Annotated in this window: 12 protein-coding genes and 3 riboswitches; all 12 genes read right to left on the bottom strand. The window is 40.1% G+C overall.

Features of this window, described 5'->3' with window-relative positions; genetic code table 11:
- Positions 1–98: 98 nt before the first annotated feature.
- Complete coding sequence (gene purB / locus CD001_RS08055; protein WP_096187003.1) at positions 99–1,400, bottom strand: adenylosuccinate lyase; 1,302 nt, start codon at positions 1,398–1,400, stop codon at positions 99–101.
- 17 nt (positions 1,401–1,417) lie between these two features.
- Positions 1,418–2,554, bottom strand: a complete 1,137-nt coding sequence (purK, locus tag CD001_RS08050; RefSeq protein ID WP_096187002.1) for a 5-(carboxyamino)imidazole ribonucleotide synthase — start codon at positions 2,552–2,554, stop codon at positions 1,418–1,420.
- Entirely contained in the window at positions 2,551–3,036 is a 486-nt protein-coding gene (purE, locus tag CD001_RS08045; RefSeq protein WP_096187001.1) for a 5-(carboxyamino)imidazole ribonucleotide mutase, read from the bottom strand. The genes purK and purE overlap by 4 nt, the downstream gene beginning before the upstream one ends.
- Before the next feature lie 226 nt (positions 3,037–3,262).
- Positions 3,263–3,364, bottom strand: a riboswitch (purine riboswitch).
- Between the two features lie 211 nt (positions 3,365–3,575).
- The gene (locus tag CD001_RS08040) at positions 3,576–3,797 is read right to left on the bottom strand and encodes an NETI motif-containing protein (protein ID WP_096187000.1); all 222 of its coding nucleotides are present in this window, start codon (positions 3,795–3,797) and stop codon (positions 3,576–3,578) included.
- Positions 3,798–3,803: 6 nt separating this feature from the next.
- Positions 3,804–4,343, bottom strand: coding sequence for a DUF2179 domain-containing protein (locus CD001_RS08035; RefSeq protein ID WP_179298655.1), 540 nt, complete (start codon positions 4,341–4,343; stop codon positions 3,804–3,806).
- Positions 4,344–4,734: 391 nt separating this feature from the next.
- Positions 4,735–5,256 (bottom strand): isoprenylcysteine carboxyl methyltransferase family protein, encoded by a 522-nt coding sequence (locus tag CD001_RS08030; protein WP_096186999.1) that lies wholly within the window; start codon positions 5,254–5,256, stop codon positions 4,735–4,737.
- On the bottom strand, positions 5,253–6,356 hold the full coding sequence (locus CD001_RS08025) for a type III polyketide synthase (RefSeq protein WP_096186998.1): 1,104 nt from the start codon (positions 6,354–6,356) through the stop codon (positions 5,253–5,255). The genes CD001_RS08030 and CD001_RS08025 overlap by 4 nt, the downstream gene beginning before the upstream one ends.
- A gap of 223 nt (positions 6,357–6,579) precedes the next feature.
- Positions 6,580–7,893, bottom strand: coding sequence for an NCS2 family permease (locus tag CD001_RS08020; protein WP_096186997.1), 1,314 nt, complete (start codon positions 7,891–7,893; stop codon positions 6,580–6,582).
- Positions 7,894–8,161: 268 nt separating this feature from the next.
- A riboswitch (purine riboswitch) is annotated at positions 8,162–8,262 on the bottom strand.
- Between the two features lie 226 nt (positions 8,263–8,488).
- Entirely contained in the window at positions 8,489–10,027 is a 1,539-nt protein-coding gene (gene guaA / locus CD001_RS08015) for a glutamine-hydrolyzing GMP synthase (protein WP_096186996.1), read from the bottom strand.
- 643 nt (positions 10,028–10,670) lie between these two features.
- Positions 10,671–10,772, bottom strand: a riboswitch (purine riboswitch).
- 226 nt (positions 10,773–10,998) lie between these two features.
- Positions 10,999–13,275: a DUF4129 domain-containing transglutaminase family protein gene (locus CD001_RS08010; RefSeq protein ID WP_096186995.1), complete on the bottom strand. Its 2,277-nt coding sequence runs from the start codon at positions 13,273–13,275 to the stop codon at positions 10,999–11,001.
- Positions 13,276–14,520, bottom strand: a complete 1,245-nt coding sequence (locus CD001_RS08005; protein ID WP_096186994.1) for a DUF58 domain-containing protein — start codon at positions 14,518–14,520, stop codon at positions 13,276–13,278.
- Positions 14,517–15,440, bottom strand: a complete 924-nt coding sequence (locus CD001_RS08000; protein WP_096190528.1) for an AAA family ATPase — start codon at positions 15,438–15,440, stop codon at positions 14,517–14,519. Before CD001_RS08000 ends, CD001_RS08005 begins: the two co-directional genes overlap by 4 nt.
- Positions 15,441–15,503 lie beyond the last annotated feature (63 nt).

Here is a 15,503-nt window from a genome sequence, read left to right as displayed (position 1 = left end):
TTAAAATATCTGTTAACTTGTAGGACGAATATTTTTAGAAAAATTACTAATATTAGCAATTTTCCTTGTGCAAAGGGAGGGAATCCCTCTGCACATTTTTAGTCATTATTTAACCCTAGTCGGTCAAAAATTGTATCAACATGCTTTAAATGATGGTGATAATCAAAGCAGTCTTCGATTTCTCCAGCAGACAATTTATCAGTAATTCGTGGGTCTGCTTCTACTAACTCACGAAACTGAATTCCTTTTTCCCACGCTTCCATCGCTTTCGGTTGAACGAGGTCATAAGCGTCTTCTCGTACCATTCCTTTATCAATTAAGGAAAGAAGAACGCGCTGAGAATAAATAAGACCGAATGTACGTCCCATGTTTCGTTTCATATTCTCAGGGAATACCGTTAAGTTTTTCACGATGTTTCCAAAACGGTTCAGCATATAATTGATCGCGATCGTCGCATCTGGCAAGATGACACGTTCAGCAGATGAATGGGAAATATCTCTTTCGTGCCAAAGTGCAACATTTTCGTACGCTGTCATAACGTGGCCTCGTAGGACGCGTGCTAACCCAGTCATATTTTCTGAACCAATTGGGTTACGCTTATGTGGCATCGCAGAGGACCCTTTTTGCCCTTTTGCAAAAAATTCTTCGACTTCACGTGTTTCACTTTTTTGCAGGCCGCGAATTTCTACTGCCATTTTTTCAATCGATGAAGCAATCAATGAAATCGTTGCAATATAATGCGCATGGCGGTCACGTTGTAACGTTTGGGTTGAGATTGGTGCTGCTTCAAGACCTAACCCTTCACAAACATATTTCTCAACGAACGGGTCGATATTTGCATATGTCCCAACAGCACCGGAAATTTTTCCGAATTTGACACCTTCTGCTGCATCACGGAAACGTTGTAAATTTCTTTTCATTTCTTCGTACCAGAGAGCGAGCTTTAATCCAAATGTTGTCGGTTCAGCATGAACACCGTGTGTACGTCCCATCATGACCGTCATTTTATGTTCTTTTGCTTTTTCTTTTAAGATATCGATAAAGTTGAGAAGATCTTTTTCAATAATGTCGTTTGCCTGTTTTAATAAGTAAGACAGGGCTGTATCGACAACATCGGTCGACGTTAGGCCGTAATGAACCCACTTTCTTTCTTCGCCTAATGTTTCTGAAACGGCTCTAGTAAATGCAACGACATCGTGTCGAGTCTCTGCTTCAATTTCTAAAATCCGATTGACATCAAATGATGCATTCTCACGGATTTTCTGAACGTCTTCTTTCGGGATTTCTCCTAATTCTGCCCAAGCTTCACATGCTTGAATTTCAACTTCCAGCCAAGCTTGAAAGCGGTTTTCATCTGTCCAAATTTTCCCCATCTCCGGGCGTGTGTAACGTTCAATCATCTTGTTTCCTCCTAAAATTACCTGTTCTCATTCCAAATTGGTGATGCTTCAATACGCTCGAGAGCTTCTTCTACTGTATCGGCTAAAACCGTCACGTGACCCATTTTCCGGCCATTTTTCGCTTCTGCTTTCCCGTAAAAATGAAGGTGAGCTCCTTCGAGATCACGAACATGTGATAATACGTTTGGTACATGCTCCCCTAATATATTTACCATGACAGCTGGTTTAAGTAAATCCGTCCTCCCTAATGGCCATCCGCAAACGGCACGAATGTGCTGGTCGAACTGTGACGTTTCACATGCATTTATTGTATAGTGTCCTGAATTGTGGGGTCTTGGCGCTAATTCATTGACATAAATGTCTCCATTCTTCGTTAAGAACATTTCAACTGCTAATGTTCCGATTAAATGAAAAGAGTTTGCAAGTTGTTTTGCGATCGATCGTGCCTTTTCTTGCACATCATCAGCTATACGTGCTGGTACGATTGATTGGTGTAAAATGTTATTTATATGAATGTTTTCTGCAACTGGAAAGGTCGTCATTTCTTCATTAACGCTCCGTGTCACGATGACAGAAAGCTCTTTTTCAAAAGGAATCCAAGCTTCTAACACGAAAGGACCTTTATTTTTTAGTTGTTCCCATGCATCGGCAATTTCATTTTCCTCACGAATCACATATTGACCTTTCCCGTCATATCCGCCTTTTGTCGTCTTCAAGACTGCCGGGATGCCTAAAGCAGCTACTGCTTCAGCTAACTCGTCATATGTATTCACTTTTTTGTAAGGAACGACTGGAACGCCGAATGATGTGATTGCCCGTTTTTCTTGTTCACGGTCTTGTGTAATTGACAAAAGATCGCTTCCTTGCGGCAAATACATTTGCTGCTCTAACCAAGTGGCTGTGTTTGAATCGATGTTTTCAAACTCATATGTGAGCACGTCACATAATTGGGCAAGCTTTTCAGCACCTGTTAAATCGTTATACGCTGCTTCCACTTGAGTATCTGCAACTTGTCCGGTTGGACAGTTCGGTGTTGGGTCGAGAACTGCGACCCCATAGCCCATTTCCCTTGCAGATAATGCCATCATTCTTCCTAATTGTCCTCCACCTAGGATGCCAATTGTTTTTCCTGGTTCAATCCATTGTTGTCTCATAGGAGCTCACTTCTTTCTAATACTTCCTGACGTTTATTTTCACGACGATTTTCCAATGCCGCTCTGATCGTTTCATCATGAACAGCAAGCTGTTGGGCTGCCAGAAGCGCCGCGTTAATCGCTCCAGCTTTTCCTATTGCAACGGTTGCGACTGGTACACCGGCGGGCATTTGCACGATTGATAGAAGTGAATCCATACCGTCTAGCGCTTTCGATTGGACAGGTACACCGATAATTGGGAGGGTTGTTTTCGCTGCAACCATTCCAGGTAAGTGTGCGGCTCCACCTGCACCGGCAATAATGACGTGTAAACCTCGGCTTTGCGCAGCTTCGGCATATTCAAACATATAATCTGGTGTCCGATGAGCAGAAACGACCTTTTTCTCGTATTGAACACCTATATCTTCTAATGTTTCAGCTGTATGCTTCATTGTTTCCCAATCTGATGTTGAACCCATGATGACTCCTACTTTTGCGGTCATGTTGAGCCCTCCTTTATTTGCGAGTATCGTTGTATAACAATTCAAAGCTTCATTGGCTTTCGTTCGGTAAATAATGACCTGTTTTTTCAATTAGGTTCTTTTAATGAGCAAATAAAAAAACGTGTCCATTTGACCACAATGAGGGGACAAACGAACACGCTGCATGCAAATCTATCATGGACGATTCTTCCTGCAAAGATCACATAGTACCTGTACACAAGATCAGTCGTCATGTCGTCTCCCTCATAGTCCAATAATTTACGGTTATCGGGTAGAAACTTTTGGGCCATATTCCCATGATTATATGAGGTTATATTCGGTTGTTTTGATGCCTATATCATAACAAATAAAAAAGACATCAGTCAACCAAATTTCGAACAATAATAATAAATATTTTAACAACGTTCGTGTTTAATGGAATTTCTAATCTCTTGCTTTAGCACCCGTTCACATTTGTCCTCTTGTGGAGGACAAACTTGAATGCACCTCGGGAAACAAAAAACACAGCAGATTGCATTTTCGTGCAGTCTACTGTGCGATTAATCCTGTAATTTTCCTTCGAAAACGATTTGCTGCTTTGCTACTTCCACTTCCATTTTTCCGTTTCTTTTCACTTCTTGAAGAATTGGCTCTTCCATACGCCGGACTGGCATGTACCCTTCTTTTGCCATCCTTTGTAAACAGACTTCAATCGTTTCTCCATCTTCTACTATAAATTTTCGTTTCCGTGGTTTGTCTTGATTCTTTTGTTTTTTTGCCATAAAAGCTTATCTTCGAACTCCTTTCACCCAGAATCCGCCAAAAAATGCTTTCGTTTCATGCGAAATAATAAATGCATGAGGGTCCATTCCTTTGACTGTCGTGTACAAATCATGCTCAGATTTTCTTGATGTTAATATCTCCATCATGAGACGTTCCCCTTCACGACCGTAAGCGACCCAGTTTGTCACCCCATACCCTTTATCTCTAAGCGCATTCGGTATATCTGGTTCATATTCTTTCGTAATCACATTAACTGTAATATACCCTAATGCAAGCTTCTCTTCAATCTTCATACCGACTATAACCCCGATCGCGTACCCTAACGCATACGCAATTAAGTTCTCAATGCGGTCTAAATTATCAAGTACAAGACCAAGTCCTATAATATATACGACGACCTCAATGATACTAACTAATGCGGCAAAATAGCGCTGACCTTTTAGCGTAAAAATCATCCTAATTGTAAATAGCGTTACATAAACAATATTAATGACTAAAATAATGACAAGCATTCCTACTAAATTTTCTAGAATCATATCTAGCATTCCAACCCCTCCTAACGAATAAAAATAATTATTATAGGTCATATGAACGAAATAATGCGGAAATAAATGACTAAGAGAGGATCACAACCGCATATCACCTATTTTCCTTCGATATACTTTCTTTACCTCACATATTTTAGACGTTACGAAGGGAAAAAGATATAGTTTCCTTTCATTTTTTTAAAATTAATTTTTGACAAATTTTTACGAAAAGGATTCGTATAAGTTGGACATACATGAAAAATGCGTGAAGAGTTAAAAGATTCGTGGGGGGGTTGATTATGAATTCAATTACGTCATTAGTTGATCGCTTCTTCTTCGTTTCTACAACTAAAAACCATCGTCCCTCAAAGATGGACGATGGCTTTCATTCGGATATATTAATTTCGATTCATTGTTCAGCATCAACGAGCCACTTAAGAGCTTCTTCCTCTTTTGGAATCCGAACAAAGAGTAGAAAGCCTGCATTTGCGATAGTAAATAAAAGCGCTGTGACATATGCTTGGAAAATGAGAGGAAGCGTGAATAACTCAATGGCCACGACCCAATAATTCGGGTGGCTCACCCATTGATACGGTCCTTTCTTCACTCTCTTTTCACCTGGAAGAACGATAATTTTCGTATTCCAATACTTCCCTAACGACGTTAATACCCATGCCCTGACTATTTGTGCTGTTATAAACAGGCTGAGAAAGATCGGCCATAACGGAATCAACTCTCCACCTTTATAGAAAACTTCAATCGTTAAACATAAGAAGAAGCTCAGATGAAGGAGGACGATCCACTTGTAATGGTTAGCTCCAAATTCTTTCCCTCCACGTTGTTTCATCCATTGTTCATTTTTTTTCGCAAAAACTAATTCTAAGCCTCTTTGAAAAAGGATCACGATGAGTAGGAACCAAAATACGATCATTCAACTTCCTCCCAATGCAAATGAACGAATTCAGAGCTAAACCCTGGACCTAACGCTGTCATAATGCCTGTACTTCCTCGTTTTGGATTTGTCGCCATCGTTTCTTTTAACACGTACAGTACTGTTGGCGAAGACATATTGCCGTTTTCTTTTAATACTTGCCGCGATATTTCAGTCATACTTGAAGAATAACCGAGTGCCTCTTCGTACGCTTCTAATACTTTTTTGCCACCCGGATGTGCAACAAAGTGGGTAACCTCCGAAAACGATAATCGCTGCTGCTCTAAAAATGTTTCAACATTCGGTTTCAGCCATGTTTTTATTACCGAAGGAATGTCCCTTGAAAAAACGACGTGCAAACCATCATTCCTTACATCCCATCCCATCACGTCTTCTGAATCTTTCATTAACGTTGACTGAGTCCCTTTAATAAAGGGCGAGCGTTCGTTTGCCAGCTTATCTTTCGCTGTTTTAACTGCATTGTCACCTGCAACTAATGCACATGCAACACCATCGGCAAAAAGAGAAGTACCGACAAGATTACTTTTTCGTGTATCGTTTTTTTGAAACGTAATGCTGCACAATTCGATACAAAGGACGAGCACTTTTGCATTCGGATATGCTAAACAATATTCATAAGCCCTGCTAATACCTGCAGCTCCACCAGCACATCCTAGCCCCCATATTGGAATTCGTTTCGTGTGTGGCGAAAATGGGAGGTTGTTCATAATTTTTGCATCAATTGTTGGTGTAGAAATACCTGAACTAGAAATGAAAAAAATTGCATCAATTTCATCACAGCTTATTTTTTGATTTAAAAAGTCGGTGTTACTTAAACATTTTATAATTGCATCGCTACCCATTTGAACAGACATTTCAATATATAAGTTGTTTTTGTCTTCGAATGAATGTTCCTCAGCAAACCATTCTTTGGAGACAACGAAGTGACGTCTCTTAATTTGTCCGTTATCAAATATCGTCATGAGTCGATTGAAGTCTGTAAAGGAATCGTTGAATAGCTCACGGACAACCTCTTCGGTTTCTTTTTGTTCAAACGTATATGGAGGAATCGTTGTACTGACTGATAATATCGCTGGCATACATGGCCTCCTGAGTGTATGAATTGACAATATTATTCCCCAAACAACCAAATTTATCCATTACTATTGTCCATAATTGCGGTGATCCGCTTATAAAGTACCAATATCCAAAATCCAAGAATTCAAAACCTGAAAAATCTAAAAACCTGAAATCTAATAAATCCATAATCTAATAAATCCAAAAATACCCAGGTGCCAGGCACCTGGGTATTTTTGGCATCTATTACTCTCCTAAAAAGGCGAAGTAGAATATAAAGACGAAGAAGAGTACGTACATGATTGGATGAACCTCTTTCGCTCTCCCTTTACAAATCATTGTAATTGGATACATGATAAATCCGAGTGCGATACCTGTTGCGATACTATACGTCAAAGGCATCGCAATAATCGTTAAGAATGCTGGTACTGCAATTTCAAACTTCTTAAAGTCTATATTTGACAGTGAGGCGGCCATTAAAATACCGACAATAATTAAGGCAGGTGCTGTAACTTGCTCCGTAACGACGACGAGTAACGGCGAGAAAAATAATGCAAGTAAAAATAACAGACCGGTTACAATTGAAGCAAATCCGGTTCTCGCTCCTGCTGCAATACCTGATGAAGATTCGATATATGCAGTCGTTGTCGATGTCCCTAAAATAGCACCAATCGATGTTGCTGATGAATCGGCAAGAAGGGCACGTTGGGCACGAGGCAGTTTATTATTTTTTACGAAGCCTGCTTGATTTGCAACGGCGTAAAGTGTTCCAGCTGTATCAAAGAAATCAACAAATAAGAACGTTAAAATAACTATAATTAATTGATAAGTAAATATTTCCGATAAAGCCATTTCTCCAAATGGTGTGAATGCCGCGCCGAATGTCGGAGCTAAGCTCGGAATTGAACCAACAATCGAGTCTGGTGTAGGGATGACTTTGAAAATGACACCAACAAGTGCTGTAATCATCATTCCGTAAAATATTCCGCCGCGAAGGCCAACAGCCATTAAAATAACCGTAATGACAACACCAAAAATAGCTAATAGAGTCGGTCCATTACTCAAATCACCAACTTGTACTAACGTAGCTTCTGACAAAACTACGATTTCAGCACTTTGCAGACCAATGAAAGCAATGAATAATCCGATACCCGCTGCTGCAGCATACTTTAACTCTTGCGGTATCGCATTGATAATTTTTTCTCGTAACCCGACGACTGTAATAATGATAAAAATAATACCAGATAAGAATACTCCTAATAATGCTGTTTCCCAAGGAATTCCCATTCCTAAAACAACAGAATACGTAAAGAATGCATTTAAGCCCATACCTGGTGCTAATGCAATTGGGTATCTTGCAATTAGACCCATCATAATCGTTCCAATTGCAGCTGCTAAAGCTGTTGCTACGTAAATCGCACCTGTGTCCATTCCAGTCGGTTCAAGGACATTCGGATTAACAAAAAGTATATATGCCATCGCTAAGAAGGTCGTTAATCCCCCTAAAAACTCTTGACGGTAATTCGTGTTTAACTCGTTAAACTTGAAAAAACGATCCATTTCACTCTCTCCCTTTTCGTACCTTTTATTTATTTGGAAAAACGTCTCTCATTTTGACGATGTATTCTGTCCTTCTTCTGCTAAGAGGAGGATGTGCAAATCCGTCAACCATCACGAACGCTTTCCTTGGTGTATTGCTTATAATTGTCAAAAGAAAAAAGGAACCGCCCCTTAAGTGCGCATACACTTGTTTATGGGTCAGTTCCTTCTATACATACGAAACGACGAAAGTTGAAACGAAGGATACTTGTTATCCAAAGGATCGTTCCAATTTATGATCATCGTTCGTAGTCAAGCTATTTACGGTAGCTTGGTAGAAACTTACGGGCCCATTCCCGAAATTATACGAACTTTCGACAGATTCTTATTATACGTTTAGTTTACCAATAGGCGAATCAACATGTCAACCAAAAACGAACATTAGATATATTTTATATCTAAATGTTCGTTTTTGTGTGATCAAACTACTTACATTAAGTACAGATTTACCATTAAAACAGCAACCAATATATGAAGACCACATATCAAAGTGTGCCATGAAGAATATAAAAGCCCTAAAAACCCTGTTTTACCAAGGCTTTCAGGGCACCTGTTACTATTCCCACTCAATTGTTGAAGGTGGCTTAGATGTGATATCATACACGACTCGATTGACGTGCTTTACTTCATTTACAATTCTCGTTGAGATCACTTCCAATACGTCGAACGGAATTCTTGCCCAGTCTGACGTCATGCCGTCAACAGATGTCACGGCTCGAACACCGACCGTATAGTCGTACGTCCGGGAGTCACCCATCACACCAACACTGCGCATATCAGGCAATGCAGTGAAATACTGCCAAATCTCACGATCTAACCCGGCTTTTTTAATTTCTTCTCGTAAAATTGCATCTGATTCACGAACAATCTCAAGTTTTTCTTCCGTAATTTCGCCTAAAACACGAATTCCAAGTCCTGGTCCTGGGAATGGCTGACGCCAAACGACTTCATCAGGCATACCTAACTCTGATCCTACAGCTCGTACTTCATCCTTAAACAACGTGTTCAACGGCTCAATAAGGTCAAACTTCATGTCTTCCGGAAGACCGCCAACATTATGGTGTGATTTAATCGTTTCAGCTGTGTCTGTTCCACTTTCAATGATATCCGTGTATAACGTTCCTTGCGCTAAGAAGTCAATCCCTTCAAGTTTCCCCGCTTCTTCTTCAAAAACGTAAATAAATTCGTTACCAATAATTTTTCGTTTTTCCTCAGGATCCTTAACGCCATTCAGTTTTGACAGGAATCGATCTTGAGCATCAATTTTAATAACATTCATATCAAAACCTTCAGAGAAAGTTTTCATCACACTTTCTGCTTCACCTTTACGGAGAAGACCGTGATCGATAAACATACAAACTAATTGGTCACCGATCGCTTTATGAATGAGGGCTGCTACAACCGAAGAATCAACCCCTCCGCTTAATGCACATAAAACTTTACGATCGCCGACTGCCTTACGAACTTTATCCATTTCCATTTCGATAAAGTTTTCCATTGACCAGTTTCCTTCACATTCACAAATGTTATATACGAAGTTTTTCAGCATTTCATTTCCATGCTCTGAATTGCGCACTTCCGGATGAAATTGAACTCCGTAAAGCTTGCGGCTCTCGTCACTCATTGCCGCTACTGGACAAGAAACATTAATCGCATCAACCGTAAATCCTTCTGGAGGAACTACGACTAAATCACCATGACTCATCCATACGGATTGCTCTTTAGGTAAGTCCACATATAGTTTACTCTCGTTTTGAACTTCTAAGATTGCTTTCCCGTATTCACGATGATTAGCTGCTTCTACTTTTCCGTTGAAATGATGCGTCATTAGCTGCATACCGTAACATATCCCGAGTACAGGAATACCTAAATCAAAGATTCTTTCATCGCAGCGAGGAGCTCCATCCGCATACACACTTCCCGGACCTCCCGAGAAAATAATACCGGTTGGGTTGATCTCTTTGATTTCTTCTAGCGTAATCTTATGAGAGTGCAGCTCACTGAATACTCCCAAGTCACGAATTCGGCGAGCAATTAACTGATTATACTGTCCACCAAAATCGAGAACGATGATCTTTTCTTTGATTTCTTGCATTTTACATCCACCTTTACAAATTTATGTGTTTTTTATAAGAAAAGCGCAAGGCGCCTGCCTATCGGCGAAAAGCGCTGGAGTCCCGACATAAAGAAGTCCGAACTTAGACTTCAAATGGCGGGACGAAGCGACCTCGAGCCGAAAACTGCTGTCTCTTCCTCTTCTAGTATCACTTTGAAGCTAGATACGTCGAGACAACTCGTAGCCTACTCGTGTTGTAAACGCTCGTGCATGAAGTCTAGACAGCAATCAAGAAAGTGTAATTTTATACTTTCTATCTTTCAATAAAAGCGCAAGGCGCCCTGTTTCTTACGTAAAGTGCTTCACTCAGTTTTCATCATCTACCTTGTTTCGGCAAAGGTTCAGTCATAGTATTGACCATTATTAAAATGACTCACTCATTTTCATGAGAAATCAAGATAGGTTGGGCTCGTCCATCTCTTTGAGAGATATCATAAACAAAACTTTTCAGATAGTTGGTGATGCCCTCAGAAAAGGAAGGATAATTGTCTAGAAAAGCTTATGCTTTAGCGAAATTCCGAATGATGCAGACGTAGGTCTTACAAGACCGTACAAAAAAAACTAGAAACCTGTTTCGTGAAAAAAATAAGACACGAAGGCAGAATTTCTAGTTCATTAAAAGAAAAGAAAGCTCTGCCTTCATAGTCAGGCTGTTAACGGCAGCCCGGTAGAGACTCTTAGGCCTTATTCCTAAGGATATATGAGGCAATTGATTTATTTTTATGAAAAGCACAAGGCGCCCTCCTATCGGCGAAAAGCGCTGGAGGTTCGACAAGAAGAAGTCCGAACTTAGACTTCAAGTGGCGAAGCGACCTCGAGCTGATGGCGCCTAGAGCCTAGACAGCAATCGAGAGATTGAAATTATATAAATTCTTTTCTTTTAAAAAGAAAATTCGTTCACGACGTCCTTGCAAACATGGATCTTATTTTAACAGTCCGCTTTTTGCTGGTCAAGAGTTTATCGACTTCACCAATTCTTCCCATTGTTTATGCTGCTTCTTCCAATCTACGTTCCCATCACGCTTTCCATAATAAAGACGTTCATACGTGTCTGTCAGCTTTGACATTGACATCGAATTTAAAATTCTATCGACCCGAACAGCATACTCTCTTAACGTCTCCCCATCATTCATAGGAATCCCTTCGTTTTCTAATATCCAAAGCAACCTTCTGTATGCTGGTTTAAAATGTTCATCACGCTGACTTAATCGATATCGGAACATGAAATAACGATTTTGAAGGCGGCTTTGCTTTTGATAAATGACCATCACGAGAACGAGAACTCCAACTGAGATGAGGACATTTTTCGGTGTGAGCAAGGCCGTTAACGGTGAGGATCCACCAGAACCAGAACTTGCAGCAGCTTCTGGGTTGTCATAATCCTCTTCCATAGGAGGAATCATGTCATCCATGTCAGGCCGTTCTGATTCATTGTCCTGTTCCTCATTGCCATCAATTTCGATTTCGCTTCCTTCTTCCTCTTCTTCAAAAATGTCAATATTATTTGCAAACCCTTGTGTTGGTTCAAATGGTACCCAGCCTACTTCCGGAAAATAAACCTCTACCCAGGAATGGGCGTTCGAATTCGTCACCTCATAACGATTTTGACCATTATCAAGCGTTTCAATTTCTTCCCCTTCCGTAAAGCCTTTTACCCAACGGGTTGGTACATCAACCGCTCTTAACAAAACAGCCATTGCTGTCGAGTAGTTATCACAATAACCGAACTGTGTTTCAAATAAAAACTGATCAACATAATCTTCATCGTCATCAGGAACCGGAATATTCGTCGTGCGGTATTCAAAGTCATTTTCTGAAAAATATTGTTCAACCGCAACAGCCATGTCGTAGCGATTATCATAGTCTGCTGTAATTTCTTCAGCTAGTTCAACAACACGATCAGGCAGATCATCCGGCAGCTGCAAATACAAATCTTGTATTTCTTCAGGATCTTCTAAGCTGCTGTCTTCCAATTTGTGAATCGGAAACTGCGGGTTATCGAACTGAAGTGTATACTCAGTTAATTGTACATCGTCACCGCTGCTTACCTCGGCTAATATTTTTCCACCAATAATATCTGTAGAAAATTCAAGCGGCGGTAAATTTTCACTGTCACCATCCACAGAATACGCAAGAGAGCCAATATTTACCCCAGTAAGCTGACCTGGATAGAAAAAGTGATTAAAACCGATGCCATCTTCCATCGTGACAGTCGCGATACTTTCTTCAAGTGCTGTCGCTTCCTCAAACATAAGGTAATCAATATTATTTTCAAAAACCGTCCGTGAATCGTAATAATCTTGGTCAGATTGCCAGCCATGTCCTGTATACTCATGCTTTGATTCCCCCCGCCAATATGCAGGCTCTTCCATATCAGCATAAAATACAGTGCCATGATCTTGAATAAATCCGCCGCCTAAGCGTTCATCATTTTCACCATAGCCAACTCTTCTGACTCCTTCTCCAGAGCCGGAACTTTCACCTAGAACATATCGCTTAAAAGTTGGTACCGGATCACCCCATTGTGGTTCAAACTTTGGGGCCGCATATCCTACTGACGTCGCGATTAAGATCATGAAAATAAGTGTATACATCCACGCGGAAGAAATAAACGCGGTTGATCGCCGACCAATTTCTTTTTCCTCCTCTTGTACTTTAAGCATGTGGAGGAGGGTCATTATAAAGAATCCGATCACAACAATACGGATAATCGCCATCGATGCATCAACTGGTGTAAACGTATCTAAGATCGTAATGTAAATCACGGTTGCAAGTAAAAAAACAAATATTTTTTTCGTGTAAAAAACCCAAAAATAAATTAAATAGCAAATTAATGCTAATAACAGAAAAAGTAAAAACGTTCGAAAGTGATCCGTTAAAGAAGCTAATTCCCACGAAAAAATGAGTTGTACGTTATAGCTTACTTCACGTAAAAACATTGTAACTGTTTCTCCACCGCCTTCACGGCTAAGAAATGGCCCTTCATGAAAAATATAATGTAATCCGTATATACTTCCTGTTAATAGTAACGGTACTGAAAGTTTTAGCGGAGTGCGAAAATAAATTAATACTGCACTGAACAAGGCATACCAAACAAACACATCAATATGGCCCGTATTCGTAACAGTAGGGATCGGTCGCAGCCACTCCCATAAAATAAGGAACGATAATGCGTAAATAAAAAAATGCGTAATTGTTGCTTTCGGTTGTATTTTTGTCCGTTTCATCTAATCACCTGCATGAGCCGGTATGGCTTGATCAAGATTTCCTCCAGAAAGCAAATAAGCCTCCGCACCTAATCGTTTTAATTCTTCAAATCTCTTTTCTTCCCATCTATCATTCGGATCCCTTCTATCCATGAGACAAAAATAGACTTGTACCCTTCTAGATAAAAATACTTTTACTCGTTCTAATAATTCATCGGTCAGCTCTGTAGATACGATAATCATCGTCGTTCCACCTGGAACCTGACTCTCGTACTCATTTAATCTAGCAGAGAATTTCTCTCCATAATCAGCTTCGATTTTCGATAAATGAGAAACGAGTCGCTTCTGATGATCAGAACCAGCATCTAATGGATAGGATTTATTTTTTGATCCTAGTGTCCATAATCCGACCTGTAAGTTTTTTTTGCTCGAATACATCACGATCGACGTAACGAGTTCAATTCCTTTTTCGTAAGCATCCTCTGCTTGTTTATTCCGAGTTGGGATACTATTATTCATAATCACCAAGAAGTTTTGTCCGATATATTCTTCAAACTCCTTCGTCATTAATTTACTTACACGTGCGGTTACTTTCCAATCAATACTCGTCATTTTATCTCCTGGAACATATTCCCTTGAACCTGCTACCGATGTAATGTCCTCAATGAAGTCCATCGAAGATAAACGGGTCTCCATATCATGGCGCTCGAATGCAGACCACCTTTCAATTTCGTGGTAATTCGGATAGACGAGAAGTGTCTCTTCAATAGGAACGAACTTACGTTTTTTAAAAAGGCCGAACATGTCGCTCGTTTCCAAATTAACGCCATATAACGCATATTCTCCACGTTTCACGTTAGCAATCGTATACGTAAATTCGAGAGCTTTTTTTACGGATGGATAAAAGATCATTTTTGATTGATTAAGTGGGATTTGATTTTTCAATCGATCGCCGATAATATCTGTAACAGATAAATAGAGAAATGGGAACGGCCATTTCCTTTTTACATGTACTGTTACTTTCAAATCTGACCCTGCAATTTTCGCCTCATTATCCATGATACGCGTAACATGAAAAGTCCCTAACGGAATCGCGGCATATAATAACATGAGCATGCCTAGCATTGATATACTGTAAAACAAAAACCAGCTGACAAAGCCTCCTTGAAACATCGCATAACTGAAAATCCCTGCAAAAAGGCCAGCTACAAAGAGGACTTTCAATATTAATTTCAGCGTCCCCCATAGTTTTTTTCGTTGTATCATCTTGCTGATTCTTTCCCTACTGGGACATTTACTTGCTCAACAATATCTCGAACAATCCGCTCATTCGTTAAGTTTGACAACTTCGCATCTGAATTTAATAATACCCGATGCTGCATAGCAAATGGCGCTAAGTATTTTATATCATCAGGGACAACATAATCACGGCTTTGCATATACGCATAGGCTTGAGCCGCTTTCATTAGGGCAATCGATGCACGCGGGCTCGCGCCTAAATATACTGCATGATGCTGGCGTGTCGCATTTACGAGATTAATAATATATTCTTTAATAGTTTCATCGACATAAATATCTAATACTTGCTTTTGCATTTCTATTAATTCATCCAGGGTAATGACAGCCTCTAAATCTTCAATAGGGTGGCGCTTCTCTACTCGTGTTAATACTTCAAGTTCTTCTGACTTTGTCGGATAACCAATTTTAAACTTAAATAAAAACCGATCTAATTGCGCCTCTGGAAGTGGATACGTCCCGCCATATTCAATTGGGTTTTGTGTAGCCATCACAAAGAACGGGTTTTGCAGCTCACGTGTTTGTCCGTCCGTTGTGACACTTCCTTCTTCTAAAGCTTCCAACAAGGCCGCTTGTGTTTTTGGTGACGTACGGTTTATTTCATCGGCTAAGACGACATTTGCCATAATCGGACCAGGTCTAAATTGAAACTCCAGCGTCTTCTGGTCAAAGATTGATACTCCAGTAACATCTGACGGAAGTAGATCCGGGGTAAACTGAATTCTCTTAAATTCCGCTCCAAGAGACTTCGCTAATGCGCGTACCATCATCGTTTTCCCGACTCCAGGTACGTCTTCTAGCAATACATGTCCACCACTAAGTAATGCGATAAAACTAAGCTCTATTTCGTTTCTTTTTCCAACAACAACTCGTTCAACATTGTCAATCATTTTATTTACACGTGGTTCTTTAACCACCGATTTTTTTGAAAAACTGCGCAAAATCGTTACCTC

The sequence above is a fragment of the Evansella halocellulosilytica genome, assembly GCF_002335745.1.
GTDB classification, from domain to species: Bacteria; Bacillota; Bacilli; order Bacillales; family Salisediminibacteriaceae; genus Bacillus_CA; species Bacillus_CA halocellulosilytica.
Note: the sequence above shows the minus strand (reverse complement) of the source record. Positions and strands in the feature narration are given on the sequence as shown.

Bases quoted from the DNA above. Each gene is read 5' to 3' on its own strand.
- purE (WP_096187001.1), bottom strand. From the start codon at position 3,036: ATGACCGCAAAAGTAGGAGTCATCATGGGTTCAACATCAGATTGGGAA.
- CD001_RS08030 (WP_096186999.1), bottom strand. From the start codon at position 5,256: ATGATCGTATTTTGGTTCCTACTCATCGTGATCCTTTTTCAAAGAGGC.
- CD001_RS08005 (WP_096186994.1), bottom strand. From the start codon at position 14,520: ATGATACAACGAAAAAAACTATGGGGGACGCTGAAATTAATATTGAAA.
- CD001_RS08040 (WP_096187000.1), bottom strand. From the start codon at position 3,797: ATGGCAAAAAAACAAAAGAATCAAGACAAACCACGGAAACGAAAATTT.
- CD001_RS08010 (WP_096186995.1), bottom strand. From the start codon at position 13,275: ATGAAACGGACAAAAATACAACCGAAAGCAACAATTACGCATTTTTTT.
- CD001_RS08035 (WP_179298655.1), bottom strand. From the start codon at position 4,343: ATGCTAGATATGATTCTAGAAAATTTAGTAGGAATGCTTGTCATTATT.
- purB (WP_096187003.1), bottom strand. From the start codon at position 1,400: ATGATTGAACGTTACACACGCCCGGAGATGGGGAAAATTTGGACAGAT.
- CD001_RS08025 (WP_096186998.1), bottom strand. From the start codon at position 6,356: ATGCCAGCGATATTATCAGTCAGTACAACGATTCCTCCATATACGTTT.
- purK (WP_096187002.1), bottom strand. From the start codon at position 2,554: ATGAGACAACAATGGATTGAACCAGGAAAAACAATTGGCATCCTAGGT.
- CD001_RS08020 (WP_096186997.1), bottom strand. From the start codon at position 7,893: ATGGATCGTTTTTTCAAGTTTAACGAGTTAAACACGAATTACCGTCAA.
- CD001_RS08000 (WP_096190528.1), bottom strand. From the start codon at position 15,440: ATGATTGACAATGTTGAACGAGTTGTTGTTGGAAAAAGAAACGAAATA.
- guaA (WP_096186996.1), bottom strand. From the start codon at position 10,027: ATGCAAGAAATCAAAGAAAAGATCATCGTTCTCGATTTTGGTGGACAG.